Source organism: Pseudomonas sp. HP_12 (genome assembly GCF_055283955.1).
Map to the genome: position 1 here is coordinate 173276 of NZ_JBTOQG010000059.1, position 26936 is coordinate 200211.

General features: G+C 60.3%; 23 protein-coding genes. 19 read left to right on the forward strand and 4 right to left on the reverse strand.

Annotated features, from left to right (window positions below):
- The first annotated feature begins 93 nt into the window (after positions 1 to 93).
- Entirely contained in the window at positions 94 to 999 is a 906-nt protein-coding gene (gene gcvA, locus ACYASU_RS23400; protein WP_463584234.1) for a transcriptional regulator GcvA, read from the forward strand.
- A gap of 75 nt (positions 1000 to 1074) precedes the next feature.
- Entirely contained in the window at positions 1075 to 1902 is an 828-nt protein-coding gene (locus tag ACYASU_RS23405; RefSeq protein WP_463584235.1) for an EamA family transporter, read from the forward strand.
- An 11-nt stretch (positions 1903 to 1913) separates the two neighbouring features.
- Here ACYASU_RS23405 and ACYASU_RS23410 read toward each other — a convergent pair whose 3' ends face one another.
- Positions 1914 to 2195, reverse strand: coding sequence for a hypothetical protein (locus ACYASU_RS23410; protein WP_192172597.1), 282 nt, complete (start codon positions 2193 to 2195; stop codon positions 1914 to 1916).
- A 178-nt stretch (positions 2196 to 2373) separates the two neighbouring features.
- A complete protein-coding gene (locus tag ACYASU_RS23415) occupies positions 2374 to 2892 on the reverse strand; it encodes an Hcp family type VI secretion system effector (protein ID WP_192172598.1) in 519 nt (172 codons plus the stop codon).
- A 679-nt stretch (positions 2893 to 3571) separates the two neighbouring features.
- Here ACYASU_RS23415 and tssA point away from each other — a divergent pair.
- From tssA to ACYASU_RS23495, 16 genes are all read left to right on the forward strand, one after another.
- Complete coding sequence (tssA, locus tag ACYASU_RS23420) at positions 3572 to 5134, forward strand: type VI secretion system protein TssA (RefSeq protein ID WP_463584236.1); 1563 nt, start codon at positions 3572 to 3574, stop codon at positions 5132 to 5134.
- Positions 5135 to 5160: 26 nt separating this feature from the next.
- A complete protein-coding gene (tssB, locus tag ACYASU_RS23425) occupies positions 5161 to 5664 on the forward strand; it encodes a type VI secretion system contractile sheath small subunit (RefSeq protein ID WP_192172600.1) in 504 nt (167 codons plus the stop codon).
- Positions 5665 to 5689: 25 nt separating this feature from the next.
- Positions 5690 to 7165: a type VI secretion system contractile sheath large subunit gene (gene tssC, locus ACYASU_RS23430; protein ID WP_463584237.1), complete on the forward strand. Its 1476-nt coding sequence runs from the start codon at positions 5690 to 5692 to the stop codon at positions 7163 to 7165.
- Positions 7166 to 7178: 13 nt separating this feature from the next.
- The gene (gene tssE, locus ACYASU_RS23435) at positions 7179 to 7598 is read left to right on the forward strand and encodes a type VI secretion system baseplate subunit TssE (RefSeq protein WP_463584238.1); all 420 of its coding nucleotides are present in this window, start codon (positions 7179 to 7181) and stop codon (positions 7596 to 7598) included.
- 108 nt (positions 7599 to 7706) lie between these two features.
- Positions 7707 to 9494: a type VI secretion system baseplate subunit TssF gene (gene tssF / locus ACYASU_RS23440; RefSeq protein ID WP_463584239.1), complete on the forward strand. Its 1788-nt coding sequence runs from the start codon at positions 7707 to 7709 to the stop codon at positions 9492 to 9494.
- Positions 9458 to 10480, forward strand: coding sequence for a type VI secretion system baseplate subunit TssG (gene tssG, locus ACYASU_RS23445; protein ID WP_463584240.1), 1023 nt, complete (start codon positions 9458 to 9460; stop codon positions 10478 to 10480). Before tssF ends, tssG begins: the two co-directional genes overlap by 37 nt.
- On the forward strand, positions 10477 to 13056 hold the full coding sequence (tssH, locus tag ACYASU_RS23450; protein ID WP_463584241.1) for a type VI secretion system ATPase TssH: 2580 nt from the start codon (positions 10477 to 10479) through the stop codon (positions 13054 to 13056). Before tssG ends, tssH begins: the two co-directional genes overlap by 4 nt.
- A gap of 10 nt (positions 13057 to 13066) precedes the next feature.
- Complete coding sequence (locus ACYASU_RS23455) at positions 13067 to 14584, forward strand: sigma 54-interacting transcriptional regulator (protein ID WP_463584242.1); 1518 nt, start codon at positions 13067 to 13069, stop codon at positions 14582 to 14584.
- Between the two features lie 78 nt (positions 14585 to 14662).
- Positions 14663 to 14803 carry a type VI secretion protein gene (locus ACYASU_RS23460; RefSeq protein WP_463584243.1) on the forward strand — a complete coding sequence of 47 codons (141 nt, stop codon included), beginning with the start codon at positions 14663 to 14665 and terminating at the stop codon, positions 14801 to 14803.
- A gap of 17 nt (positions 14804 to 14820) precedes the next feature.
- Positions 14821 to 16026, forward strand: a complete 1206-nt coding sequence (gene tagH / locus ACYASU_RS23465) for a type VI secretion system-associated FHA domain protein TagH (protein WP_463584244.1) — start codon at positions 14821 to 14823, stop codon at positions 16024 to 16026.
- 5 nt (positions 16027 to 16031) lie between these two features.
- Positions 16032 to 16538 (forward strand): type VI secretion system lipoprotein TssJ, encoded by a 507-nt coding sequence (gene tssJ, locus ACYASU_RS23470; protein WP_463584245.1) that lies wholly within the window; start codon positions 16032 to 16034, stop codon positions 16536 to 16538.
- The gene (gene tssK, locus ACYASU_RS23475; RefSeq protein WP_192172610.1) at positions 16535 to 17866 is read left to right on the forward strand and encodes a type VI secretion system baseplate subunit TssK; all 1332 of its coding nucleotides are present in this window, start codon (positions 16535 to 16537) and stop codon (positions 17864 to 17866) included. Before tssJ ends, tssK begins: the two co-directional genes overlap by 4 nt.
- A 5-nt stretch (positions 17867 to 17871) precedes the next feature.
- On the forward strand, positions 17872 to 18771 hold the full coding sequence (icmH, locus tag ACYASU_RS23480) for a type IVB secretion system protein IcmH/DotU (protein WP_463584246.1): 900 nt from the start codon (positions 17872 to 17874) through the stop codon (positions 18769 to 18771).
- Between the two features lie 26 nt (positions 18772 to 18797).
- On the forward strand, positions 18798 to 22325 hold the full coding sequence (gene tssM / locus ACYASU_RS23485; RefSeq protein WP_463584247.1) for a type VI secretion system membrane subunit TssM: 3528 nt from the start codon (positions 18798 to 18800) through the stop codon (positions 22323 to 22325).
- Positions 22325 to 23053: a PP2C family protein-serine/threonine phosphatase gene (locus ACYASU_RS23490; protein WP_282368361.1), complete on the forward strand. Its 729-nt coding sequence runs from the start codon at positions 22325 to 22327 to the stop codon at positions 23051 to 23053. The genes tssM and ACYASU_RS23490 overlap by 1 nt, the downstream gene beginning before the upstream one ends.
- Entirely contained in the window at positions 23050 to 24072 is a 1023-nt protein-coding gene (locus tag ACYASU_RS23495) for a serine/threonine-protein kinase (RefSeq protein WP_463584248.1), read from the forward strand. Before ACYASU_RS23490 ends, ACYASU_RS23495 begins: the two co-directional genes overlap by 4 nt.
- 194 nt (positions 24073 to 24266) lie before the next feature.
- Here the strand turns inward: ACYASU_RS23495 and ACYASU_RS23500 are convergent, their stop codons facing one another.
- Both ACYASU_RS23500 and ACYASU_RS23505 read right to left on the reverse strand, forming a co-directional pair.
- Positions 24267 to 24683, reverse strand: coding sequence for a type II toxin-antitoxin system HicB family antitoxin (locus ACYASU_RS23500; protein ID WP_463584249.1), 417 nt, complete (start codon positions 24681 to 24683; stop codon positions 24267 to 24269).
- Positions 24684 to 24703: 20 nt separating this feature from the next.
- Positions 24704 to 24901 carry a type II toxin-antitoxin system HicA family toxin gene (locus ACYASU_RS23505; protein WP_192173678.1) on the reverse strand — a complete coding sequence of 66 codons (198 nt, stop codon included), beginning with the start codon at positions 24899 to 24901 and terminating at the stop codon, positions 24704 to 24706.
- A gap of 634 nt (positions 24902 to 25535) precedes the next feature.
- Here ACYASU_RS23505 and ACYASU_RS23510 point away from each other — a divergent pair.
- A complete protein-coding gene (locus ACYASU_RS23510) occupies positions 25536 to 26894 on the forward strand; it encodes an MFS transporter (protein ID WP_213016797.1) in 1359 nt (452 codons plus the stop codon).
- The last annotated feature ends 42 nt before the right edge of the window (positions 26895 to 26936 follow it).

Sequence of the window (26936 nt, forward strand, 5' to 3'; positions counted from 1 at the left end):
AGTCGTTCCCTCTGTCAATCTGCATAATGATCTACCATGAGCCATCATTCATGGTGTGGGCGGCTTCGCTCACGCCCCTTGAGGCCTGATGAGATGAGAGATCTGCCACCCACCGCCACCTTGCGCGCCTTCGAAGTCGCCACCCGTCACGGGACGTTTACCTCCGCGTCCGAGGAGCTGCACGTTACCCAAAGTGCGGTCAGTCACCAATTAAAACATCTGGAAGACATCTGGGGCGTGCAGCTGTTTCAGCGCGGCAAGACGTTGAGCCTGACGCCGGCGGGTGCCACCCTGGCGCCGATCGTGCGGACGTTTTTCATGAACCTGGAGGCCACGCTTGCGGACCTTCGTGAAGAGAACGGCCGCGTCAGGCTCAAGGTCAGTACGACCTATTCCTATGCGCTGAAATGGCTGTTGCCGCGCTTGCCCAATCTGTCCCAGTTGCACCCGGAAATCCTCGTCACGCTGGACAGCACCGACACTCCCATCAAGTTTGCCAGCGGCGATCCCGACGTCGCGATCCGTCTGGGTGGCGGTAACTACCCCGCGCTGCACTCGGAATTTCTGTTCAGGGAACACATTTTTCCCGTGGCGAGCCCTGACTTGCTCAAGCGCTTCGGCATGCCCCGGGAGCCGGCCGAGTTGTTGCGTTACCCGCTGTTGGCCCGGGACGGTTCCGACCTGGTGCCAAAATGGGAAGTCTGGTTCCAGAACATCGGCCTGGGTGTGACTTCGCTGAAGGAAAGCGTGCGTTTTCCCGACACCAACATGACCGTGGAGGCGGCTTTGTTAGGGCAGGGCATCTCCCTCGTTCGCAGTGGACACGTAGAGAAAGAGGTGCGCGACGGCAGTTTAATCAGGCTGTTCGACGTGCCGTTTCCCTCGCCGGTGGCCTACTACTTCGTCTGCCCGAAAGGGGTCGAAACCCAGCCACACGTGGCCAGTTTTCGCGATTGGCTGCTCGATGAGTCGACAGCGGCGGGGAGGGCTTACGGCTGAGTCATGAGTATTTACTCATGGCTGGATGAAGAAACGTCGCTTTTTTTTCCCGGCGTTGACTGACTAATATCGGGCATGCCTACTCACATCATCCTGCTAATCCTCTTCGCCGCCTTGCTGCACGCCAGCTGGAATGCCTTGTTGCGCGGCGGTGGCGACAAACTCTGGTCGATGACCATCATGTGCGTCGCGGTGGCCATCGTCAGCAATGCCGGGGCGCTGTTCATGGACGCCCCGGCGCCGGAGAGCTGGCCTTACGCGGTGCTCTCGGCGCTGCTGCATATCGGCTACAACCTGTTTCTGGTACGTACTTACCGCAGCGGCGACCTCGGGCAAACCTATCCGATCTCACGGGGTTCATCGCCGGTGCTGATTACGCTGTGTGCGTCGATATTTGCGGGGGAGGTGGTCGAGACCGGCGCGATGATCGGCATTGCACTGGTGTCAGCGGGGATTATTTCTCTTGCTTTCAAGGGCCGGAAACTGGACATGACCAGCCTCCCTTATGCGCTGGGCACCGGGTGTTTCATTGCGGCCTATAGCGTGACGGACGGCATCGGCGGGCGTCTGTCCGGCGCGCCGATGGCGTACACCGCCTGGATGTGCGCCCTGTGGGGCGTAATGATGCCGATCACTTATATCTGCCTGCGGGACGCACGCAGTCTGTTCACGGTCCGGCCCGGTTTGGTTGCCGCGTTGGGGGGAGGTGTGGTGTCGCTGCTCGCTTACGGCATCGTCATTTACGCGATGACCCTCGCGCCCATGGGAGCGGTGTCGGCCCTGCGTGAAACCAGCGTGCTGTTTGCCGCCTTGCTGGGGTATCTGTTTTTGGGCGAGTCGCTGACCGTGCGCAAGATCCTTGCGTGCGTGGTCATTGCGGCCGGCACGATCATCATCGGCTGAGCGGCGCCCGCTTACTTGCGCAGCTTCGGTTTGACCGCCTTCAACCGCGCAATGGCGAGGTTGTGCAGGTATTGGCGTACGGCGTCGTGATGCTCGACGCTGACGTGATAGCTGTCCAGCAGTCCCAGCAAATACCCCTCGGCCATGGCGTGGTAACGCGACACGCTTTCCCGAGTGTCACTGGTGTTGAGCCGGGCAATCAGCTCGCCGATCCGGGCGTAGTGCTCATGTGAGAACCAGTCCTGCTGAGGCGCAGAGCCTGCGTCATCGGTCAGGGGCGTGTGCAGATTCATTGAGCCTCCAGGCAAGCACAGCGGTCGCGGGCTGAAAGGACGCGGGAGGAGTTTGCTGCTAGATCCCACGAACATGGGGTTGGACAGCGCATCTGCCGCAAAATCCGCGAGCCCGCGCCGCAAAGGCTCAGAAATCCCGGCCAGTATTACCAGCCGGGATTTTGATGGTCAGCTGAACTTAGCCAACAACCGGGGAGCGCCAGTCATCGGAGCCCGAAGTGCCGCAGACTTCGTGGGTCCAGGTGATCTTGCGGTAGGTGAACTCCACGTCTTCCAGATGGGTGAAGTGGGCGTTCGACGGGTCCTGACAGTTATGCATGTAGTCCTTGATGTCGACGATAATCGCGTCCTCGAGTTTGGTGGTGTAGTAATGCTCCTGTGTGCCCGCTGCCGAGGTGCGATACCACTGGATGGTGATTTCGGTCAGGCGTTCGCCCGAGGTCAACGCTGCCAGCAACAGGGGCGAAGACTTGTCGAACACCTTGGTGATCTTGACCGGCTTGTGAACACGCTGACCGGTTGGCTGCCCCGACTGCGGGTCGCGCGGAATGATCATTTCATGTTGAAACCCTTGCACCATGACCTGATCTTCATGACCTTCCTGGAACGTGTTGCCGACCGAATCTGCGGTGAACGCGCCCGCGGTGATCAGGCCCTGTTTGGTGCCTGTTATGGACATATATGCTGGTGTCGCCATGAAAATGCTCCTTGCCTCGTAAATTAAAATGCCCGCCAGCGAATTTGCCTGGCGGGCGAAGTGTTATTTCAAGCATCGTGCCAAGTAAGGGTTGGTTCATGTTAAACATCGGTCTGGTGGGTGTTTAACGGTTCACTGCCGTCTATCGAATGACTTTGTGGCGTAAATCTGCGCAAGAAGTTGCGCAGTGCTGCGCAACTTCTTGCTCACTTACCTGCAGGGTCCGTTCTATAAGGGCTGGCCAGTATCATTCAGTGATTTATCGGTGGAGAAGTGCGCAGTTTTTTGCGCATGGAGGCCTCACGCCATTGCTGGGCGCGGATGATTGCAGACTGTCTGAGGAAGAACGCGCCCCCCTTGCACCTGTTGCATGATCGCGATTTCCCGGTCCTGAACGCTGGACAGGATATTTCCCGCCGCCTGAGCAACGAGAGAAAGAAGATGTATGAAAGAAGTTACCCTGAGTCTCGTATATTTGAAGAAACTTCCTACGACATGAGAGGGGTTATCGCGTTTATAGAGAGCTTGATAGTGTTATTCGCGCTGAGTATTATTCCCGGCCTCTGAAGGGTAGATGTTTTGTTACATGTCGGCCGCACAACTAGTCCTTATTCCAATTCCGTTAGGCCCGCCAATTTAATTGTCTAAATTTGGCGCGGTTTTACACTGAAGATCTCGAATGTCTTATTCAACTCCACTGTCCGATCATTATCTTGAAAGTGCTCAAGCCTCTATCTCCACAGAGAGCTTTGCGGGTGAAGACGTTCGTTTTTCAAATGAATACGAGGCGCTGGAAAGCGAGGTCAATAAAGCTCAATCCATGCACGAAACGTTTCAGATCGACTGGCAGAAGGTGCGTGAACAAAGTGAGCACCTGCTTCGCACCCAATCCAAAGATCTTCGCGTCGCGGCCTGGCTTGCGTGGGCCTTGTATCAGCGCGAATCCTTCCAGGGGCTGTTGGCAGGACTAGGGCTACTTCACCATCTCTGCATGTGCCACTGGGTCGAAGTACATCCCGTCAAGATTCGCACCCGCTCCGCAGCCATCGGCTGGCTCCTTCCCCGCCTTGAGCACGTGCTTTTTGATCACGTCGCAATCAAGGCGCAGTTACCGCTGTTCAGTCGCCTCGTCGAGATACTTGAAGACCTTGATGCGGTGTTTACCCAGCACATGGGCGACGACGCACCTTTGCTGTTGCCGATCTCCCGGCGTTTGAAAAATATGGCCCAACGGGTAACTGACAACCTGCCCGACGCCGGTGTCGTTGGGGGCGCTGACGCGCCAGCCAAGCCGCCTCCTGCACAGTCATTCCTCTCACCGATGCTGATTGACAGCGAGAAAGACGCGCACAAGTCACTGCGACTTCAGCAGGACAGCGCGCGCTCGTTGTGTGCCTGGTGGCTCAAGCAAAAAGCCAGCGACCTGCGCGCGTTGCGCCTGAACCGAACATTGCTGTGGCTGCCAATCGAGGCATTGCCAGAGCGCAACTCAGAGCACATCACCGCGCTGCGCGGGCTTCCGGCAGACAAGCTCAAGTGCTACCGAGACCAATACGATCAGGGCAATTACGCCGATCTGCTGGTCGAGCTGGAGGCGAGTCTGGCAAAGGCGCCGTTCTGGTTCGATGGCCAGCGAATGGCGTGGGAGTGTCTGCACGCGCTGAACGCCGAGCTGGCAATGCGCGAGGTGGAAATTCAATTCGCGCTCTTGATTCAGCGGCTGCCGGAGGTCATCGAGCTTCGTTTTCACGACGGCGTCCCGTTTGCGGATCCGGCGACCCGCGCCTGGATCAGTGCCACCGTCATGCCTCGGCTGCAGGCCGCCAGTGCGCCTCGCAGAGTCGAAACCGCCGATAACCAGCCAGCCTGGGAGTCCGCCCTGGAAAGCGCGGTCTCGGTGTTGCGCGATAAAGGCCTCAAAGCTGCTGTACAGCTGCTCAAGCAAGGCCTGCACAGCGCTCAGGGCGGGCGTGCACGATTTTTCTGGCAATTCGCCCTGGCACGGTTGTGCTTCACCGCCAGGAAATACGAACTCGCCAGGACCCAACTCGAAACCCTCGACTTGACGCTGGAGGACTCAGGCATCAATGCCTGGGAGCCTGATCTTGCGCTGGAAGTGCTTGCGCTCTTGCACAGCTGTTTCGAATTGCTGCCTCAGGTTCCCGGGGCCCGGGAGCGCAAGGAAGAGGTTTATCGCAGGCTCTGCCACCTCGACCTCGAAGTCGTACTTGAACAGGCCTAAGGGCCCTAATTACCAGGAGAACGGCCATGGCCAAAGAAGGATCGGTAGCCCCCAAGGAACGCATCAATGTCACGTTCAAACCTGCTACGGGCGGGGCGCAGGAAGAGATTGAGCTGCCGCTGAAGCTGCTCGCAATCGGTGATTACACCCTGCGCAAAGACGAGCGAAAAGTCGAAGAGCGCAAGCCGATCAGCATCGACAAGATGACGTTCGACGAGGTGCTGGCCAAGCAGGCCCTGAGCCTCACGCTGAGCGTGCCAAACCGTCTGCAAGAGGATGAAGGCAATGAAGAGTTGGCGGTGCAACTTCACGTCAAATCGATGAAGGACTTCAATCCCGCCTCGCTGGTGGACCAGGTACCCGAACTGAAAAAACTCATGGAACTGCGCGACGCTTTGGTGGCGCTCAAAGGACCGCTGGGTAACGCGCCCGCTTTCCGCAAGGCCATCGAAAGCGTCCTCGCCGATGACGAGTCACGCGGTCGCGTGCTCGGCGAGCTGGGTTTGAATGCCGCCGCCCAGGACACCTGAGTCCACCCGCCAAGGAGCCAACACCATGAGTACTACACCATCGCAGCAGCACAGCAGAGAGTCCGGCGAGTTCAGCATTCTCGACAGCATCATCGCCGAAACACGTTTGCCTCGAGATGAGGATGCCTATGGCATCGCCAAGCGCGGCGTGTCGGCGTTTATCGAAGAGCTGCTCAAACCGCAAAATGCGGGTGAGCCGGTCAAGAAGGCAATGGTTGACCGCATGATTGCCGAGATCGATGCCAAGCTCGGCCGCCAGATGGATGAAATTCTGCACCACCCGGCCTTCCAGTCTCTGGAGTCGTCATGGCGTGGGTTGCAGTTGCTGGTCGAACGGACCGACTTCCGCGAGAACATCAAGATCGAAATCCTCAACGTGTCCAAAGAGGACCTGCTTGAAGATTTTGAAGATTCACCTGAAGTCATGCAGGCCGGCCTCTACAAACATATCTACACCGCCGAGTACGGTCAGTTCGGTGGGCAGCCTGTGGGGGCGATCATCGCCAACTACTTCATGTCCCCAAGCTCGCCGGACGTGAAACTGATGCAGTACGTTTCGAGCGTCGCCTGCATGTCCCACGCGCCGTTCATTGCCGCCGCCGGCCCAAGATTCTTTGGCCTGGAAAGCTTCACCGGCCTGCCAGACCTGAAAGATCTGAAGGATCATTTCGAGGGCCCGCAGTTCGCCAAATGGCAGAGCTTCCGTCAGTCGGAAGACGCTCGTTACGTGGGCCTGACGGTGCCGCGCTTCCTGCTGCGCAACCCGTACAACCCGGAAGAGAACCCGGTCAAGTCGTTCGTCTACAAGGAAACCGTTGCCAATAGCCATGAGCACTATCTGTGGGGCAACACGGCGTACGCCTTCGGTACGAAGCTGACCGACAGCTTCGCCAAATTCCGCTGGTGCCCGAACATCATCGGCCCGCAGAGCGGTGGTGCCGTCGAGGATTTACCGCTGCACCACTTCGAAAGCATGGGTGAAATCGAAACCAAGATCCCTACCGAGGTATTGGTCAGCGATCGGCGTGAATACGAGCTGGCGGAGGAGGGGTTCATCTCCCTGACCATGCGCAAGGGCTCGGACAACGCGGCGTTCTTCTCCGCAAGCTCAGTACAAAAGCCGAAGTTTTTCGGCACCAGCGCGGAAGGCAAGGCCGCGGAGCTGAACTACAAACTCGGCACCCAGCTGCCGTACATGATGATCGTCAATCGCCTTGCTCACTATTTGAAAGTCCTGCAACGGGAGCAACTGGGGTCCTGGAAAGAACGCACCGACCTCGAACTGGAACTGAACAAGTGGATACGCCAGTACGTTGCCGACCAGGAAAATCCAAGCGCCGAAGTCCGTGGTCGTCGTCCTCTGCGTGCTGCGCAGATCACCGTCAGTGACGTAGAGGGCGAGCCCGGTTGGTATCGCGTCAGCCTGAACGTGCGCCCGCATTTCAAATACATGGGCGCCGACTTCACCCTGTCGCTGGTGGGCAAGCTGGACAAAGAGTGAAGGGCTTGAAGACATGACTGGATACGGCAGCCTCTTCGAACGCCTGGGTGGCGATGCAGAAAAGCGCGTCGGCTGGAGCCGCGAAGACGCTGCGACGGCGTCGGTGGCTGCCCATCTCGCCAAGATGCTCAGTACCCGGGCGGGCAGCGTACAAACGCTTTCCGATTACGGGCTGCCGGATCTCAATGACATGCGCTTGAGCCTTCATGACGCGTTAACGAAAGCGCGGCTCGCTATCGAGGTCTTCATCGAAACCTACGAGCCACGCCTTAGCAGTGTCCAGGTCATCGCGCTGCCCCATGACAACGATCAGCTTCGGCTCGCCTTCAGTATTGAAGGGTTTCTGGAGGTGGAGGGTTTCAAGCGTCAGGTCTCGTTCGCCGCACGCCTGGAGGGTGGCGGTCAGGTACAGGTCAATCACAGGAAATGCTGATGTCAGGACCCCACTGCACGTGGCTTCACCTGATGACATAAGGGCTAGCAGGCAGGTATCCCGCAACGCCCACCCTTGAACCAAACAGCTCCGCTCGAAGGTAACACCATGTCCTTTAACCACTACTACCAAAGCGAACTTACGGCGCTTCGCCAGTTGGGCCGCCGATTCGCCGAGCGCAGCCCGGCATTGGCGCCTTTTCTGGGGCAGGCCGGGCGGGATCCGGATGTAGAGCGGTTGCTGGAGGGTTTTGCGTTTCTGACGGGGCGCCTGCGGCAGAAGCTCGATGACGAGCTGCCCGAGCTCAGCCATTCGCTGATGCAGCTGCTGTGGCCCAATTACATGCAGCCGCTGCCGGCTTTCAGCATCCTCCAGTTTGACCCGTTGAAGCGGGCAGGGCCTGCGTTGAGGGTGGAGCGGGATACGCCGGTGGACAGCCTGCCGGTCGATGGCGTGCAGTGCCGCTTTCGCACCTGCTACCCAACCGATGTCCAGGCGCTGGATCTGGTCGACCTGACGTACTCGGTCAAGGGCGACGGCGCGCTGTTGAGCTTGCGGCTGGAACTGAGCGGCGAAGGCCATTTGGGTGAGTTGGACCTGAGCCGTTTGCGCCTGCATTTTGCGGGCGAGCGCTACATCAGCCAGACGCTCTATCTGAGCCTTCTGCGCAATCTGGAGAGCATCGAGCTGGTGCCTTTGGACGGAGACGGCAAGCCTATACCCGGCGTCAACGGCATGCCCATGGCATTCAGAATGCCTGGCGATCGTATCCAGCCCGTGGGGTTTGCCGAAGACGAGGCGCTGATTCCGTACCCGCTGAACACCTTCCGCGGTTATCGCTACCTGCAGGAATACTTCGCCTTTCAGGACAAGTTTCTATTCGTGGACGTGGAGGGCCTGGAGCTGCTCGCTGCGCTGGCGGAAGACACGCTCAAACAAATACGCGGGCTTGAGTTGCGATTCGACATTCGCAAAGGCGGCGTCCAGCGCCTGCGACCGACACTGGACAACGTCAAGCTCCATTGCACGCCCATCGTGAACCTGTTCAAGCACGATGCCACGCCGATCCGCCTTGAGGGCAAACAGGACGAGTACCTGTTGATGCCGGCGCTCTACGCCATGGAAAACTGTGGCGTGTTTTCGATCGAGTCGGTGATTGGCTGGAAGCCCGGTGGCCTGGGTTACGAGGCCTACGTGCCGTTCGAATCCTTCGAGCATGACCCCAGTTTCGATGTGCCGAACCGCCGTCCGCATTACAGCATCCGTCAGCGTTCATCGTCGTTGCACGACGGCCTCGACACCTACTTGAGCTTCGGCATCCGTCACACCGAAGCCTCTGAAACGTTGTCGATCGAGATGATGTGCACCAACCAGAACCTGCCGCGCAGGCTCAAGCTTGGCGACATCTGCATCGCCTGCGAACAGACACCTGAGTTTCTGACCTTCCGCAATATCACCCCGGCCACACCCAGTTATGCGCCGCCGCTGAATCGAGACTTCCTGTGGAAGCTGATCAGCAATATGTCGCTTAACTACCTGTCCCTCGCGGACGTAAACGCCTTGAAGGTGATCCTCGAAACCTACGACCTGCCGCGCTATTACGACCCGCACGCTGAAAAGGTCAGCAAGCGCCTGCTGGGCGGACTCAAGTCGATCAGGCACCAGCATGTCGACCGGCTGCACAGAGGGCTGCCGGTACGCGGGTTGCGCACCGAGCTGACCATCGACCCGCAAGGCTATATCGGCGAGGGCGACGTGTTTGTGTTCGCCTCCGTTCTCAACGAGTTTTTTGCACTTTACGCCAGCCTCAATTCGTATCACGAGCTGCGCGTAAAAAGCACACAAGGAGAGGTGTACCAATGGCCACCCCGTATGGGCCTGCAGCCCCTGCTTTGAGCGGGCTGACCCGAGGCATACGCGAATACTCGCTGTTTCAGGTCGTGTTGCTGGTCATCGACAGACTGCGCACTGCACACCCGCGTCTGAGCGATGACGACTTGTATGACCAGCTGGAGTTTCAGGCCAATCCGAGCCTTGGTTTTCCGGGCAGCGATGTGGACCGCGTGGAGTTTTTTGAAGAATCCGGGCTGATGCGTGCACGCCTGCGCTTCAACCTTCTGGGGCTTGTCGGGTCTGGATCACCCTTGCCTGCGTTCTATAGCGAGCAAGCCCTGGGTGACGGTGAGGGGGGCAATCCGACCCGCCAGTTCCTCGATCTGTTTCACCATCGCCTGCATCGGCTGATGCTGCCGATCTGGAAGAAATACCGCTACCACGCCCGTTTTGAAAGCGGCGCGATCGATCCGTTTTCGTCGCAGTTGTTCGCGCTGATCGGACTGGGCAGCGAGGAGATTCGAAGCGCACGGGAGTTGAACTGGAAGCGACTGCTGCCGTACCTGGGTTTGCTCAGCCTGCGCGCCCACTCGGCAGCGCTGATCGAGGCCGTGCTGCGGTACTACTTCAAACACGCAGCGCTGACGATCGAGCAATGCATGGAGCGCCGCGTGGACATTCTCGAAGAGCAGCGCAACAGCCTTGGCCGGGCCAACACCCAGCTAGGCGAGGATCTGGTGCTCGGCGAACACGTTCGGGACCGCAGTGGCAAGTTCCGTATTCACATTCGAGAGCTTGGCTGGCAGCGCTTTCACGAGTTCCTGCCGATCGGCGCGGGTTACCAACCGCTGTGCGCATTGGTGCGATTCACGCTGCGTGACCCGCTCGATTACGACGTTCGCCTGGCGCTGCGTCGGGAAGAAATTCGCGAACTGCGCCTGGCGGGCCAGAACGCGTGTCGACTGGGATGGACCAGCTGGCTGGGCCGAGAACGCGCGGACGGCGTGGTGACCCTGGGGAGCAAATCATTAAGGACAGCCCAACGATGACTAACGTTAACCTGCAACAACTTATCCAGGCGCTCGACGCCGAATGCCGAGGCGACCTGGAGCACGCTGCCGGACGCTGTGTGGGAAGGGGCGGCAGCAAGGTCCTCGTCGAAGACTTGTTGCTGTGCTTGCTGGAACGCCCGCAGGGCCTTCTTTCCCGCGCACTTCAGGATGCCGATATAGACGCCGGTGAACTCGGCGCGGTGCTGCAGGCGCGGATGGAAGACAGCGCCTCGCGCAACCCGGTGTTTGCGCCGGAACTGGTGCAGTGGCTGCAGGATGCGTTGCTGGTCGCCAGCCTCGAACTGAGTCAGACCCTGGTCGATCAAGGGGCGTTGGTGCTCGCGCTGTTGCGCAACCCCGAGCGTTACGCAGGCAGCCGCTATCAGGCATTACTCGCCAAGCTGAATACCGAGCGATTGAAAACATTCGCCTTGTCGCAGAAGGAGCATTCCGACTCGGGCAAACACGGTACGGCCGGCGAGTCATTGCTGATGCGTTTTACCCATAACCTCACCCAACAGGCCCGAGACGGCAAACTTGACCCGGTGCTGTGCCGTGACCAGGCCATTCGGCAAATGGTGGATATTCTCGCTCGCCGACGGAAGAACAATCCGATCCTCGTGGGGGAGGCGGGTGTCGGCAAGACCGCTGTCGTTGAAGGGCTGGCGTTGCGCATCGTCGCGGGGGAAGTGCCCCAGGCCATAAAGGGCGTTGAAGTGCTTTCGCTGGACATGGGGCTGTTGCAGGCCGGCGCCAGCGTCAAAGGGGAGTTTGAGCGGCGCCTCAAGGGCGTGATCGACGAGGTCAAGGCGTCGACCAGGCCGATCATATTGTTCATCGACGAGGCCCATACCCTGGTCGGCGCCGGCGGTGATGCAGGAGGTTCCGATGCGGCCAACCTGCTCAAGCCTGCCCTGGCACGCGGCGAACTGCGCACTATCGCGGCGACCACCTGGACCGAGTACAAAAAATACATCGAAAAAGACCCGGCATTGGCCCGTCGCTTTCAGCCAGTGCGGCTGCACGAACCGACCGTCGATGAGGCGGTGACCATTCTGCGGGGCCTCGCTCACGTCTACGAGGGAAGCCACGGCATCTATTTGCGTGACGATGCGGTGGTGGCGGCCGCGGAGTTGTCCGCTCGCTATCTCGCCGGGCGCCAGTTGCCGGACAAGGCCGTCGACGTGCTCGACACAGCGTGCGCGCGCGTTCGCATCAGCCTCGCCGCTGCGCCGCAATGCCTTGAGCGTCTGCGCAGCGAACTGGCCGAAGGCAGCCGGCAGCATCAGGCGCTGCGTCGTGACGCCGAAGCCGGTCTGCCCATCGATCATCCGGCACTGGATGCATTGGAAAACCGTTTGCGCGCTGCGGATGAAGAATGCCTTGCTCTCGAAACGCTCTGGTTGGAACAGAAAGGATTGGCCGAGCGCCTGCTGGACTTGCGTCAGCAACTGGCGCAGGCCCGTGATGCCGACGACACGCACAGCATCGAAGTCCTGCAAGCCGCCCTCCACGAGACTCACCGGACGCTGACCCAAGCCCAGGCCAAAGAAAGGCTGGTGAGTTTTGAAGTCTGCCCGCGTCTTGTCGCCGAAGTGATCAGCGCCTGGACCGGGGTGCCCGTGGCGCAATTGGCGCGAGAGCACAACGCCAGAATCGCCAGCTTTTCAACTGACCTGCGCACCCGCATTCGCGGTCAGGAGCAAGCGGTCCACGCCCTTGATCGTTCGATGCGCGCTAATGCAGCCGGCCTGAACAAACCTGATGCACCCGTGGGTGTGTTCCTGCTGGTCGGGCCGAGTGGTGTCGGCAAGACTGAAACCGCGCTGGCGCTCGCCGATTTGCTCTACGGCGGCGAGCGGTTCATCACCACCATCAACATGTCCGAGTTTCAGGAGAAGCACACCGTCTCGCGTCTGATTGGCGCGCCGCCTGGCTACGTGGGTTACGGCGAAGGTGGCATGCTCACCGAAGCGGTGCGGCAGAAGCCGTACTCCGTGGTTCTGCTCGATGAAGTCGAAAAAGCTGACCCAGACGTCCTGAACCTGTTCTATCAAATCTTCGACAAGGGCGTGGCAAACGACGGGGAAGGGCGGGAGATCAACTTCCGCAATACGCTCATCCTGATGACCTCGAACCTTGGAAGCGACCTCATCAGTCACCTCTGCGCCGACGGCGCGCGTCCCTCCGCGCAGGTGCTTGAGGAGCATATCCGTCCGGTTCTCGCGCAACATTTCAAACCGGCGCTGCTCGCACGCATGCGCGTCGTCCCGTACTACCCGGTGAGCGGGTCGGTGCTGCGTGAGCTGATCGAGATCAAATTGCGCAGTCTGGGCGAGCGCTTGAACCGTCGCCAGCTGACGTTCACCTTTTCCGAGGCGCTGGTCGATCAACTGGCTGAACGCTGCAGCCAAGGCGACAGTGGCGCACGTCTGATCGACCACTTGCTGGAGCTTCACGTTCTGCCCCGGGTGGCTGACCGGCTGCTCGACGCCATGGCCGCAGGCCAGCGTCTCACCTCTGTGCACGCAACGCTTGATGCTGAAGCCGCCGTGACCTGCGAGTTTGCCTGAGGTGGGCGCTATGTTCATTCAGGTGCCGCAACCGCTGGCCTATGCGGAAGCGTTTCTGGAGCAATTCGCCCGGCTTGCCTGCGCAGCGGACGATGCCGCGCTGCTGAGCGGGCTCGTGCTCGGACTCGGCGAGTTGAGCGGGTGCGAGCTGACTCAGCTTTATCTGCTGGACGCGACCCATACGTGTCTGGGCATGACTGCCGAGTGCCTTGAGGGCAGCGTGCAACCCCGTGAGGCTCAGAGCCTGCCAACCGATTACAACGGTGAGCAACTGCTGCAGTTTGCGCTGTGCCAAAACCGCGTTGTGTGCCTTGCCGATTTGCCGGGCCGCCTGCACGAAACCAGCTTCCTGCCGCCCAGAGCGGTGCCCTGGCAGTCCCTGCTGTGTGTGCCCATCATCAGTGATCAACAGGCGGCGGAAGGCTTGCTCGTCTGCGCGAGCAGTCGACATCTGGAGCTGCAGGCTTTTGCCGACTCCCTTGGTCGACTGGGCACGTTCGTGCTGCATCAATTGCAGCTGCTTCAGCGCGTGAGACGACGTACCGATGATTCACCACCCGTGCGCGTCAGTGTGCCAAGCATCAGCGCCTATGGGTTGATCGGCAAAAGCGCGCCCATGCGCCACACCTGTTCGATGATCAGTAAAGTCCTGCACAGCCCGTATACCGTTTTACTGCGCGGAGAAACGGGCACCGGCAAGGAAGTGGTGGCACGCGCCATCCACGACTACGGTCCGCGTCGCTCGCAGCCCTTCATCGTGCAGAACTGCGCGGCACTCCCTGAAAGCCTGCTGGAAAGCGAGTTGTTCGGTTATAGCAAGGGGGCCTTCACCGGCGCTCTGCGTAATCGCGCCGGACTGTTCGATGCAGCCAACGGCGGGACCCTGTTGCTCGATGAAGTCGGCGACATGCCGCTGTCTCTGCAGGCCAAGCTGCTGCGCGTGCTGCAGGAGGGAGAGATACGCCCACTGGGCTCCAATGACACGCACAAGATAGACGTGCGCATCCTGGCAGCGAGCCACCGGGATTTGTTGGCCATGGTCAGCGAAGGCACCTTTCGCGAGGACCTCTACTACCGCCTCTCGCAATTCCCCATCGAGCTGCCCGCTCTTCGCCAACGCGGCGATGACATCATCGATCTCGCCCGGCATTTCGCCGACAAGGCCTGCGCATTTCTGCAACGGGATGCTCTGTGCTGGTCTGACGCGGCGCTCGATCACTTGTCCGGGTACGCCTTTCCCGGAAACGTTCGCGAGCTCAAGGGGCTGGTCGAACGTGCCGTTCTGCTGTGCGAAGGGGGCCAATTGCTTCCCGAACATTTCACCCTCCGCGCGGATGCTGCCCCTGGTGCTGCCCGCCTGAGTCTGCGCGAACGCCTTGAGCAGGTCGAACGCGGCCTGCTGCTCGATTGCCTGCGTAAAAACGAAGGTAATCAGAGCCTGTCCGCGCGCGAGCTTGGGCTGCCCAGGCGAACGCTGCTGTACCGCCTTGGCCGCCTCAATATCAATCTGGGTGAAATCAATGCGTAGGCACGAACGATTTTTTTCCCGCTCGCTTTCCATCGCGCCATCCGACGGCGCCCTGTGCTCACCTCTGGAGATCCTCTGATGTTCGTTCGTCACCGGCAAGCTGTTCTGCTGACCCTTGTTCTTCTCTGTGGCGTCTCGGGTTGCAGCGGCAACTACAAGTTCAACGACAACACCTATCGCCCGCTGGGTGATCCGCAGGCAGCCAACCGCGGTAACTGACCACAAGGAGCACCACCGTGGAACTGGTTTTCGAAATGCTGAGCACCCGGCAGTTTGTGCCTGCGGAGCAATGCCAAAAGACCTTCAGGCAGGCGGGCGGCGTGATCGGACGGGCGGTGGACTGCGATTGGGTCATTCCCGACCGCAGCCGGCACGTTTCCCACCACCACATCACGATCAGCTACCGCGATGGCAGCTTTTATCTCACCGATACCAGCAGCAATGGCGTGCTGAGTGGGGAGAGCAGGGTGCGTCTGCCCAAGGGGCAAGCTGTTCGCATCGAGCATGGCAGTCTGTATGTAATGGGCGATTTCGAGCTGCGTGCCCGACTGATGCGTGAGCCGACCTCGTTTGACGGTGACGTGGGTCGCACTTGTGCAGACGGCAGCATCATCCCGGACGACTCGTTTCTGGACCTCGACCCGCTGAGCGCGCTCGACCAGCAGGAACGCGTCCACTCGGACATCGACGAACTGATTTCGCCAGCTGCCGCCATCAAGGACGGTCCACAGCGTGCGGACTATGCCCGGGTGGACATGGAAAGCCTGCGCGTGCCAGAGCTGGTCGAAGATCCTGCAGCACACCCCGCTCCAGCACCCGCGCCAGCCGCTGTTGAGACCGAACGCCAGACCGATGATTTCTGGACCCGGTTTTCCGACGCGCTGGGTCTCGAGTTCGACGATCTTGATCAGGATGCCCGGGAGGCGCTGGCGATCAATGCCGGCCGTCTGCTCAGGCAGTGCGTCGGCGGTCTCCAGCAGCACCTGCAAACGCGCAGCGAGTTGAAAAATGAATTGCGCCTGTCGCAGACCACCGTGCAGGGCGCCCAGCGCAACCCGCTGAAATCAGCGGTCGATGCGGGCGAAGCCCTGTCGGCAATGCTGCGTCCTGGCAAACCCGGGCAACTGCCCGCCGAGCTGGCGGTAAGCCGAGCCTTCCATGACGTGCAGGCGCACCAGATCGCCTTGCTGGCCGCCTGTCGCGCGACAACGCGCGCCACGCTGGAGCATTTTTCACCGGAGCAACTCACCCTGCGATTCGAGCGCGACAACCCGCCACTGCTCGCGACCTCCGGCAGTCGCTGGAGAGCCTATGGCCGCTATCACCAGGCGTTGCGTCAGGACAATGACTGGAGCGAACGCCTGCTGGCGCGAGATTTCGCCCAAGCCTATGAAGAGCAGATTCGTCTGATTTCCACCCTCCACACTGATCATCAGGGATGAAGCGCATGTTTCGCCGTACACCTTTCTTTCTACACGCGCTGACCGCGTTGATTGCCGTGCTCATCCTTGCAGGTTGCTCGACGCTGTCGCCGTATTCACACCTCACCAAACTCGACCTCAGGCTCACCGCCAGTGATCAGCTGAACCCCGATCTGAATGGTCGTCCGTCACCGATCGTGGTCCGCCTGTACGAACTCAAACACGCAGTGGCCTTCGAGAACGCTGATTTTTTCAGCCTGTATGAGCGGGCCAGAGAGTCACTGGCCCCCGACATGGTCGCTACCGAGGAGCTTGAGCTGCGTCCGGGCGAAACGGTCGAGCTCAAGCTCAGTGTGCAGAAGGGCAGTCGCTATGTCGGCGTAGTTGCGGCGTACCGCGACCTGTCACAAGCCTCGTGGCGCTCCACGCTTCACCTCCCGCCGCGAACCGCCACCGAAGTCGATCTGACCCTTGATGAAAGCGGTATTCGGACTTCACCTGAAGCGTTTGCCGAGGCGGTCGACCAGCCATGAATACGCACAAAGTCATCTGGCAGGAGGGCATGCTGCTGCGTCCTCAGCATTTCCAGCACAACGACCGGTATTACGACCACCAGCTGAAAATCCGCACTCGGTTAATGGGTGGCTACGCCTGGGGATTCCTGGCGCTGGAAATCGATCTGCAGTTTCTGAACATGGGGAAGCTGGTGATCAGTCAGGCGTCGGGCATCCTGCCTGACGGCAGCGTGTTCGAGTTGGGCGGCAACACGCAGTCGCTGGCCCTCGACATACCGCCCAATACCGTCAACACGCCTGTTTATCTGGCGTTGCCGCTGGTCACCGGCAATCACGTGGAAGCCAGGCGACCGGAGCAGTCCGATGTGCTGGCGCGTTATACCGCGTATGAAACGCAAGTCGCCGATTCAAATGCAGGTGATGACGCGATCTGTCAGGTGAGCTGCGGCCGTCCCGACTTCAGATTGCTCCTGGGCGAGGAGCAGAGCGACCACGCTTACGTCAAGCTGAAGATCTGCACCGTGCTCGACACAACCCCTGACGGCGTGGTCAGTCTCGCCCCGGATTTCGTACCGACTTACCTTCAGTCCCATGCTTCCGCCTATCTTCTGTCGTGCCTGAAGGAAGTCATCAGCATGCTCAGCCATCGGGGCGACAGCATTGCCGAGCGCATCCGCTCCAGCGGCACGGTCGCCAGCGCGGAAATGGGCGACTTCATGATGCTTCAGCTGATCAATCGTGCCGAACTGCTGCTGCGTCACTACCTGGGTCTGGAGCACGTGCATCCGGAAGAACTCTACCGCGCGTTGCTGACCCTGCTGGGCGACCTGGCGACCTTCTCGAGTGACAGCAAGCGGCCGCGTCTGGACAGCCGCTACCGGCACAGCGATCAAGGGGAAAGCTTTCGCAGATTGGTGGAAGCGCTTCGGCAGATGCTGTCGATGGTGCTGGAGCAACACGCCATCGAGCTGGTGCTACAGCCGCGTCAATACGGCATCACCGTCTCGCCGCTGCACGATCGCACGCTGCTGGGTTCGGCCTCCTTTGTATTGGCGGCGAGTGCCAATTGCGATTCCGAGGAACTGCGCCATCGTCTGCCCGCGCATTTCAAGGTTGCACCGGTGGAACGTATCCGCCAGTTGGTGAACCTGCACTTGCCCGGCATCAAGCTCACCCCGTTACCGGTGGCGCCGCGGCAAATTGCGTTTCATTCGAAGAAAACCTACTTCGTCCTCGAACTCAGCTCCGAAGACCTGGCGCAGCTGGAGCGCTCCGGCGGATTCGCGTTCCACGTGTCCGGCGAGTTTGCCGAGCTTGAACTCAACTTCTGGGCCATCAGGAATTGAACGCCATGATCAGGGATAGCGATTATCAACAGGACGACAAAACCGTCCTGGTCACTCGACAGGGTCACGGCCCGGCGTCGAAGCCGATGACGGATTCCACGCCGCCGCCGCGCTTCGAACAACTGGAAGAACGCATGATCTACGCCGCGCGCCTGCGTCCGGCGCAGACGTTCAATGTCGGCATGAACCCGCTTGTGGCAGCTGCATCGGAGCTGTTGTCCGAGGTTGTACGGCTCAGAAGCGGTGACATTCCTCACGATATGGCCGCGCTGCATGAGCACCTGACCCACGTGCTGAAATCGTTTGAAGCGCGCGCGCTGCACAACGGTGCCGAGAGCAGCCAGGTCGCGGGCGCCCGCTATGTGCTCTGCACTGTTCTGGATGAGGCCGTGGTAACGAGCGGCCGGGGCAACGAAAGCGAGTGGTCGCAGATGAGCCTGCTGAGCAGGTTTCACCAGGAAACCTTCGGTGGGGAAAAGTTTTTCCAGCTGCTGGATCGACTCACGAAAAACCCGGTGAAGCATCTGTCGATGCTGGAGCTGATGTACCTGTGCCTGTCTCTGGGTTTCGAGGGCCGCTACCGGGTGCAGACCCGTGGCGTGCAGGAGCTCGAGAACATTCGCGACGCGGTTTACCGGCAGGTTCGCCAGCTGCGCGGTGATGCGCCTCGCGAGCTGTCGCCCCATTGGGAAGGACTGAACCAACAGCGCCGCAGCCTGGTGCGCATCGTGCCCGGCTGGATGGTGGTGGGCTTCACCCTGGTGTGTCTGATCGTGATGTATTCGGGCTTCGCCTGGGTGCTGGGCGAGCACCGCAAGGCCGTCCTTCAACCTTATCAGCTGTTCGATCAGCCTGCCGCTCACCCGCAATCCCAGCGGCAAGTGCAATCAAAGCCGCAGCCGTAAGCCGCCGCCGTAAACAGAGACGTGTGATGAAAAACCTTTTCAAGAAAACCGGCGCGCTTCTGCGTCAGACGTGGGTGTGGACGCTCCTGCTGGTGTTGTTCGTGGCGCTGATGGTCTGGTTCGTCGGGCCGCTCCTGGCGGTTGACGACCGAAAGTTCTGGGAGGGTTCGACCTCTCGGCTGTTGACCATCAGTTCGCTGTTCCTGCTCTGGGGCCTTGCCATGGTGTATGTCAGCTGGCGTGCCGGGGATCGCAAGAAAGCGGTCGAGGACAGCGAAGACGGTCAGGCGCGCCTCTTGCGCGACGATCAGATCGACGAGGAGCAGGCTGAACTGACGACGCGTTTCAAGGACGCGCTGAAAACGCAGAAGACCTCAAGCCTGTATCGCGGCCGCAGCGAACATTGGCGCACCGAGCTGCCGTGGTACCTGCTGATCGGACCCGAGGGCAGCGGCAAGACCAGCCTGCTGGAGTTTTCAGGGCTCGAGTTTCCGCTCAACACAGTCGGGCACAAACTTACCCGCGACACCCGAGGCACTCGCCACTGTGACTGGTATTTTGCCAACAATGCCGTGCTCCTCGACACCCCAGGCCGTTACCTGACCCAGCCGAACGCCGACATCGACCGCAGCGCCTGGTGCACGCTGCTTGATCTGCTGCGCAAATATCGCCGCAACCGCCCCCTGAACGGCGTACTCGTCACGCTCCCTGTCGACACGCTCCTCCACGGCAGTGATCCTGAACTGGAGACCCTCGCCGGACAGGTGCGTGCGCGGTTACAGGAGGTGAATCAGAAGCTCCATGTCGAGGTGCCTGTCTATCTTGTGCTGAGCAAGGCCGACAGCCTTCCGGGCTTCGACGCGTTTTTCGATCAACTGACCCGGGAGGAAAGTGATCAGGTCCTCGGCGGCACCTTTAAGAACGGGCAGAGCGGCACTGACGCCGCCATGCTGCGCAACGAATTCGGCGAACTGCTGGTTCGGCTCAACAGTCAGGTGATCACCCGCATCCATCAAGAGCGTGATACCTCGCGCCGTGGCGGCATTCTCGACTTACCCCATCAACTCAGCGGAATCGGCGAACGCGTGTGCGTGTTTGTGGAACTGGCGTTCACGGGCAATCGCTACCAGTTGGCGAGCCAGTTGCGTGGTTTCTATCTCACCAGCGCGCCAGGCTTTGAACAGGACATGCGCTCGCCCGCTCTCGGCAGGGGTGCCAGTCCCGGGATGAGCACAGAAACGCTGCCGACACTGGGGAGGGGCCGATCGCGTTTCATCAATCACCTGCTCAGCAGAGTCATCTTCCCGGAGGCTGACCTTGCGGGCCTGGACATGCGCGAGCGCCGCCGTATCCATTGGGCCCAGCGCGCGCTATACGCAGGCGCACTGGCGTCACTCGCGCTGTTCGGCAGCCTTTGGGCCGTGAGTTTTTCCGGCAACTATGAACGCCTGGACAGCCTGGGCGCCCTTGCCAGGACCTGGGCGGAGCAGCGGTCGGCGAATGCGGTCCAGGATGACCTTTTCGCAGCGCTGAAAGTACTGGACACCGGCTATGCGGCGACCCGGGTTTTCCCTGGCGAAGAGGATGTCGGTTACCAGACGCGCGGCGGCCTTTATCAAGGCCAAGCGGTCAATCCGGTGGTCGAAAGCGCTTACGATCGCGAGCTTGAACGGCTGCTCTTGCCTCAGGTAGCGACGATGCTGGAGGGGCAGGTTGCCGCGAGCCTTGACGATCGCGAGGGGCTCCTCAAAAGCCTGCGTGCCTATCTGATGCTGGGCATGAAAGACCGGCGGGAAGCGGCGTGGCTCAAGGAGCAGGTCGCCGCTGTCTGGTCCGAGCTGTACCCCGGCGACGCCGCTGCGCAAAACGGTCTGAATGCCCACTTCGAACGGTTGCTGACGCTGCCGTTTGTCCATGGCCTCAATGAACAGTGCGTGGTGCAGGCCCGGCAGGTGCTGCGTGGTGAGTCGCTGGCGAACGTCGTCTACCGGATGCTGCGCGAGCAGGCGGCGACCTTGCCGGATTACAGTTTCGACCAGCATCTCGGGCCGCAGGCAGCGCTGTTCGTCGGCACCGATTATGTGATTCCGGGGTTTTACACCCGACAGGGCTACGAGCAGTATTTTTCGGTGCACGGCTCCCGGGTGGTGACCGATATCCTGCGGGACAATTGGGTGCTGGGCGAAGGCTCCGGTCTCAGCGACATGGACATGCGGCGCTTGATGGTTGAACTGGAGCAGCTTTATTTCCGTGATTACGCTGATTACTGGGGCGAGGCGGTGAGCGCGGTCGAGCTGCCCGCGCCCTACGATTTTGCCGACAGTGCCGAGCAACTGGCTGGCCTGACCTCGGCCCATTCGCCGGTTATCAATCTGCTCAGGGAAGTACGGGAGAACACTCGCTTCACGCCAGTAGCCGAGGCACTGACAAACGCCGTCGATGCCACTGCGCAGTTGCCGGATAAGGGTGGCAAAGCCGGCAAACTGGCGGTCGCTGCGTCAAGTAAAGCTTCCGAAGCGTTGAGTGCATCCGTCCCGGACACCGCACGCAAATCACTGCAGAACCGGTTCGATCCGCTGCACCGCCTGCTCGACGAAAAAGACGGCCCAACGGCAGACCTGATACCTGTTCTGGCGGTACTCAATGAGCTGCAACTGCAGATGGCGAGTCTGGGCAGGGCCAGCTCGCCGGAGCAGGCTGCGTTCGACATGGCCAAGTCACGCATGGGCGGGCAGCGGGATGCGCTGGGCACTTTGCGTGCGGCATCCAGTCGCCTGCCACGTCCAGTGGGCGCGTGGTTCAACACCTTGGCCGAAGACGCGTGGCGGCTGGTGCTTCGCGATGCCTATCAACACGTGAACCAGCACTACCAGAGCGAGGTGTACAGTTTTTACGCCAAGGCGATCAGCAAGCGTTATCCGTTCAGCGCCGACAGTGCCAGCGACGTCGCACTCAGTGATTTTCGCGAGTTCTTCAAGGTTCAGGGTGTTACAGACCGCTTCTTCGACGGATTCCTGCGTCCGTTCGTGAGTGGCGAGAAAGGCAGTTATCGTCTGCGCAGTATCGACGGGCAAAGCCTGCCGATCTCCCGGGCGTATCTTGATCAGATGACCGCCGCTCGGGCCATCCGACAGGGGTTCTTCGCCGACAACCCGGCCGAGCCTCAGGTGCAGTTCAAACTTGAGCCGCATACCCTGGACTCTTCTGTCAGTCGTTCCGAATTCAAGCTGGGGGACAAGGCCCTCGAATACCGCCACGGTCCGATTGTCCCGGTGTCATTCAAATGGCCCAGCGATGCGCAGGCGGGTCGAACCAGTCTGGTGCTCGACAGAATGGTTGGCCGCCCACTGGGTATCGAAGAAAGCTCAGGTCCGTGGTCGCTGTTCCGTCTGATGGATTCAATGCAACGGGAGGAGCTGAGCGGTCGCGACGTGCTGGTACTGAAGGCTGATGTCGGTGGACTGCGTGCCAGCTACCTATTGACGAGCCAGCGTTCGCCCAACCCTTTCGACATGAGCGTGCTGCGCAGCTTCCGCATGCCGGCGCAACTCTGATGGCGATCGCCGGCCAGTGGCGCAGCGCCGCGCGGACCCACAGCGGCAAGGTCCGGGCGCGTAATGAAGATGCGTTTCTGGAGTGTCCCGAGAGGGGACTGTGGGTGGTTGCCGATGGCATGGGCGGCCATCAGGGAGGCGATATCGCCAGCCAGATGATCGTCGCCAGTCTGGCGGAGCTGCCGGTGCGCGATCACTTCGATGACAGGCTTATCGGCGTTAGGCAGTGCCTGCACTGGCTGAACCGGCGGCTGGGCCAGGAGCTGACCGTCCGTGCAGGCCGACAGGACAGCATCATCGGCAGCACGGTGGTCGCACTTCTGATGGAGGAAAGCCGGGCGGCCTGTGTCTGGGCGGGTGACAGCCGCTGCTATTTGTGGCGCGGCCAGCGGCTGTATCAGCTGTCCCGGGACCATTCCCTGCAACAGCAACTGATCGACGAGCGACAGATGAATGCTCGCCAGGCCTGCGCCTACCCGGGAGCGCACGCTTTGACCCGAGCGGTGGGCGCTGCCGAGCAACTGACGCTGGAGGTGCTGGAGCTTGAGGTGTTTCCGGGCGATGCGTTCCTGCTGTGCAGCGACGGTTTGTATCAGGGGTTGAGTAGCGATGCGCTGGGTCACGCATTGAATCACGTTCAGCCGGAAACAGCGCTCAAGCGCCTGTTCGATGACGCCTTGCGCGGCGCTGCCCGGGATAACCTGACGGCTGTGGTGATTCGCGGATGACTGATCCCCTGCAAATAGATCCCGATGGACAGGCGCCGGCTGCTCCCGCCGGCGATGACCCGCCCGTAGACCTCACCTACTTCGCCTTCGCCCGGTCTCAAAAACCTGAAACGGCTCGGGTATGCATCTCGGCAGGGATGAGCGCAATGCCCGTTGTCCTGGCAAGTCGTTACCGCATCGAACGCCTGCTTGGTGCCGGCGGCATGGGAGCGGTTTACCGTGCGCGCGATCTGCTGGCCGAGCAGTACGGAGATCCCGATCCTTACGTCGCGCTCAAAGTCCTCAACGAAGACTTCGCCGAGTCGCCGGACGCCAGCGCAGTGCTCTATAGCGAGTTCCGCCTGACCCGATACCTGCGGCATGACAACGTGCTGCGTGTGCACGGGTTTCATGTCGACACCTCGTGCGCGCGGGCTTTCATCACCATGGAGCTCATGCGAGGCCTGACGCTGGACAAAATGCTCTGTGAGCGGCCGCTGGGACTGCCATGGAAAGAGCTGCGCGAGATCGTTCTGCCGTTGCTGGACGCACTGGCATTCGCCCACGCTCGCGGCGTGGTTCACGGTGATATCAAACCCAGCAACATCATGCTCAGTGAAGAGGGCGTGCGCCTGTTCGACTTCGGTCTTGGCAGGGCCGAGGAGGGCGTATTACCCGGCTTGCCGCATTTGAGTCGCGAGCGCTTCAATGCCTGGACCCCAGGCTACGCTGCCCCTGAGCTGCTTGAGCACCAACAGCTCTCGACAAGTGCTGACGTCTACGCGGTGGCCTGTGTGATCTACGAACTGGCAAGCGGCAGACACCCCTTCCGGCATCTACCTTCGAATCAGGCCCGTGATCAGCACCTGGAAGCCGGGTTGAAACCGCCACGCCACTTACCCAGGCATGGTTGGCCTGCTTTGCGAACCGCGCTCGCTTTTGACGCCGATGCCCGCAGGATAACGGCCGGGCAGATGCGTGACGCTTTCACCAACCCCTCGTCCTGGGGGTGGTGCAGGAAAATCCGCCCATCTCGGTGAGGCCATCAGTTGTGGGGTGCGAGATCGGACGCCTTCCCGGCTAAAGCCGGTCCTACACTGGACACGATGCTTTGTAGTGGGACCGGCTTCAGCCGGGAAGAGGCCGGTGTGGACTCCATCAGTTTGCGGTGTGACGCACCTGAGGCCTTCCCGGCTAAAGCCGGTCCCACCCGGTGCGCGTGGTATTGCTGCGGTCACTTTCTATTCAGACCCGCCCGAGTTTTTTCCAGGGCCGCATCGGCCAAAAACGAAGAGCGGCTTTTGACGTTGTGGTCGCGAACATAACGGTCGATGCGCTGTATGACAAACCCCGGCAAGGTGACATTGACCTTCTCGGTCTTGCCCAGATAAGGGGTGATGTCGATCTCGATCATGCCCCAACCCATGTTTGCGTAATCGTCATTATCATGATGCGCTCGAGCCGATGATGGCATCGGCACGGCGTGACCGTCGGCAACCCGTTCTTCAAGACAAATATGGGCAATTTCGACCGCGGCGTTGTAAGCGTCTTCGAACGTGTCGCCAGCCGTCACCGCGCCGGGAATGTCCGGAATCTGTATGCCGACAGCCGTCGTCTCGTCGCCCCATTCGATGGCGATGGGATATTGCATGGTGTGCTCCTGCGCTAGGATCAAGTGGGTGCCAGAGGTAATAGACATGCCCGCCTCCTGATGCTTTTGATCGTTCCGATGGGAAGGTCCTTCTTCGGATGCGGGACCGGGATGGAGTTGGGGCTGCACGGATGTGTGTAAACGTGATGGCTGCCTCTGATTCGAGCCAAGGTCCAGCCCGCGGCCTCTAACTCTGCAATTAATTCCCTGCTTTTCACCAGCAGCTCCCTGTGAAGTGTGGGGCGGATGGTGAAAGTCGTTCGATGTTAGATCAAGGAGGAAGATGTATCTAGAGTTATGAATAATAGAAAAGGGCAGTCCTCTTCAGGTGTCACGACGCCGAGGAGAGCACGGCGGATTCGGTCTGAACAGGTGGCCAGCGAGGGGCTGACAGGCAAAGTTGATCAGCATTTCACTGGCCGCCCCCTTGCCCGCGCCTGCCTGAAGCGCGGCATCGGCTTGGTGAAACCGCCGAGAAGAGCGGACCAGAGCCATCTTGAAGAAAAAGATTGATTTATTTTCATGCGCAAGCTTCAACACCCGACCGCCCAGTCCCTCTACCCCTCAGACGATACAACCGGGCATGTTGTCGCACCCAATGCAGCCCGGCTCGGTTGTGCTTAATCGATTCATCTGGCATAAAAAGCTGGCTTCGGGCTCGAAAATCTAGAAAAAACATAGATTAATGGGTCGACGATAGCTGATGTCACGTCTGACCCCCGCGCGCTACCCATCAAGCCAGTTTGCTCGCTGCCCGAAGCGGAAATCTGTGCCACCCATCTGCCTTTCAACCTCATCGAGGCCATTCATTCGGCGCGACCAAACGCCGTGCATCAAAAAAGGAACGGAAAATTGAGCGATCAATCCACTCCGAACACTCCACTCTCTCGATTCTGCGAAAAAGTCGGAATTCCCTATCCCATGTTCTGGGGCTTTGTCGGTCTGTTGATCTTCATGATCGGCGATGGCGTGGAACTCGGATACCTCTCGCCCTTCCTCAGTGAACGCGGCATGCCCGGCGACGAAATCGCCATGATCTTCACCCTCTACGGCGTCACGGTCGGGATTTCCTCCTGGCTCGCCGGTGCGCTCTCCAATATCTGGGGCCCGAAACGGGTGATGTTCCTGGGATTGGTCATCTGGAGCGTGTTTGAAGTGCTGTTCCTGATCTACGGATTGCAGGAACTGAGCTACTCGATGATTCTCCTGACCTACGGCCTGCGCGGCTTCGGTTATCCATTGTTCGCTTATGGCTTTCTGGTGTGGATCGCAGCGTCAACGCCGTCCCGCAAAATGGGCATGGCCGTGGGCTGGTTCTGGGTGGCTTACGCTGCGGGCCTGCCGATGCTGGGTTCTCTGGTGGCGAGCGCCGCCATCCCGCTGATCGGCGCATTGCAGACCTTCTGGTTATCCTTTGCTCTGGTGGTCATCGGCGGCGCGATTGGTCTGATCGGGATGCGTGAAGCCCACGGCATGCGTCGACTGGCGCCCGAGGGTGAGCGGCCGATGGTGTCGATGGCGAAGAACATCACCATCATGTGGACGCGTCCGAAAGTCTCGCTGGCCGCCCTCGTCCGGGTGATCAACACCTCGTCGATGTTCGGTTTTCTGGTGGTCATGCCCGGGTTCTTCATGCACACCGTCGGCTTCACCCTGGAAGAGTGGCTACGCCTGCTGACCATCGTCTTCGTGTTCAACATCATCGGTAATCTGAGCTCAAGCGTGATCAGCACCAAGATCGGCTATCGCAACACGATCCTGTGGTTCGGCGCGGTGGGCAGCACGATCAGCACGCCGTTGTTCTTTTTTATGCCCCAGGCGTTTCCCCACGATTTCCTGATCGCTTCGATCTTCGGTGCCTTTTACGGCCTGACCCTGGCGTGTTTCGTGCCGCTGTCGGCACTCGCACCCGCGTTGGCGCCGAATAACAAGGCCGCGGCGCTGTCGGTGCTAAGCCTGGGGGCAGGGGCGTCCACATGGGTTGGCCCGGCGGTGGTCGCGATCTTTAATGAGAGTTACGGCATTGAAGGGGTGGTCTGGGCATTCTGCGGCTTGTACGCACTGAGCGCCGTGCTGACCGCCTTCCTGAAAGACCCGGAGCCGGTGCATGACCCGATCCTGATCAAGATCAAACGCCGGATCAAAGTGTTTGCGCCGCGTCTGGATTATCGTTGGGCCCATGCCGAAGACCCGAACAAAGACGTAAGCTGATTCCGGTGGTCGCGCGGCGTGACAGTCATGAAAGGGTCGACT

Coding starts and splice junctions, on each gene's coding strand:
- ACYASU_RS23405 (WP_463584235.1), top strand. CDS start 1,075: ATGCCTACTCACATCATCCTGCTAATCCTCTTCGCCGCCTTGCTGCAC.
- tssH (WP_463584241.1), top strand. CDS start 10,477: ATGACTAACGTTAACCTGCAACAACTTATCCAGGCGCTCGACGCCGAA.
- tssC (WP_463584237.1), top strand. CDS start 5,690: ATGAGTACTACACCATCGCAGCAGCACAGCAGAGAGTCCGGCGAGTTC.
- ACYASU_RS23460 (WP_463584243.1), top strand. CDS start 14,663: ATGTTCGTTCGTCACCGGCAAGCTGTTCTGCTGACCCTTGTTCTTCTC.
- ACYASU_RS23500 (WP_463584249.1), bottom strand. CDS start 24,683: ATGCAATATCCCATCGCCATCGAATGGGGCGACGAGACGACGGCTGTC.
- ACYASU_RS23415 (WP_192172598.1), bottom strand. CDS start 2,892: ATGGCGACACCAGCATATATGTCCATAACAGGCACCAAACAGGGCCTG.
- gcvA (WP_463584234.1), top strand. CDS start 94: ATGAGAGATCTGCCACCCACCGCCACCTTGCGCGCCTTCGAAGTCGCC.
- ACYASU_RS23455 (WP_463584242.1), top strand. CDS start 13,067: ATGTTCATTCAGGTGCCGCAACCGCTGGCCTATGCGGAAGCGTTTCTG.
- tssA (WP_463584236.1), top strand. CDS start 3,572: ATGTCTTATTCAACTCCACTGTCCGATCATTATCTTGAAAGTGCTCAA.
- ACYASU_RS23495 (WP_463584248.1), top strand. CDS start 23,050: ATGACTGATCCCCTGCAAATAGATCCCGATGGACAGGCGCCGGCTGCT.
- tssE (WP_463584238.1), top strand. CDS start 7,179: ATGACTGGATACGGCAGCCTCTTCGAACGCCTGGGTGGCGATGCAGAA.
- tssF (WP_463584239.1), top strand. CDS start 7,707: ATGTCCTTTAACCACTACTACCAAAGCGAACTTACGGCGCTTCGCCAG.
- ACYASU_RS23490 (WP_282368361.1), top strand. CDS start 22,325: ATGGCGATCGCCGGCCAGTGGCGCAGCGCCGCGCGGACCCACAGCGGC.
- tssG (WP_463584240.1), top strand. CDS start 9,458: ATGGCCACCCCGTATGGGCCTGCAGCCCCTGCTTTGAGCGGGCTGACC.
- tssK (WP_192172610.1), top strand. CDS start 16,535: ATGAATACGCACAAAGTCATCTGGCAGGAGGGCATGCTGCTGCGTCCT.
- ACYASU_RS23410 (WP_192172597.1), bottom strand. CDS start 2,195: ATGAATCTGCACACGCCCCTGACCGATGACGCAGGCTCTGCGCCTCAG.
- tssM (WP_463584247.1), top strand. CDS start 18,798: ATGAAAAACCTTTTCAAGAAAACCGGCGCGCTTCTGCGTCAGACGTGG.
- tssB (WP_192172600.1), top strand. CDS start 5,161: ATGGCCAAAGAAGGATCGGTAGCCCCCAAGGAACGCATCAATGTCACG.
- icmH (WP_463584246.1), top strand. CDS start 17,872: ATGATCAGGGATAGCGATTATCAACAGGACGACAAAACCGTCCTGGTC.
- tssJ (WP_463584245.1), top strand. CDS start 16,032: ATGTTTCGCCGTACACCTTTCTTTCTACACGCGCTGACCGCGTTGATT.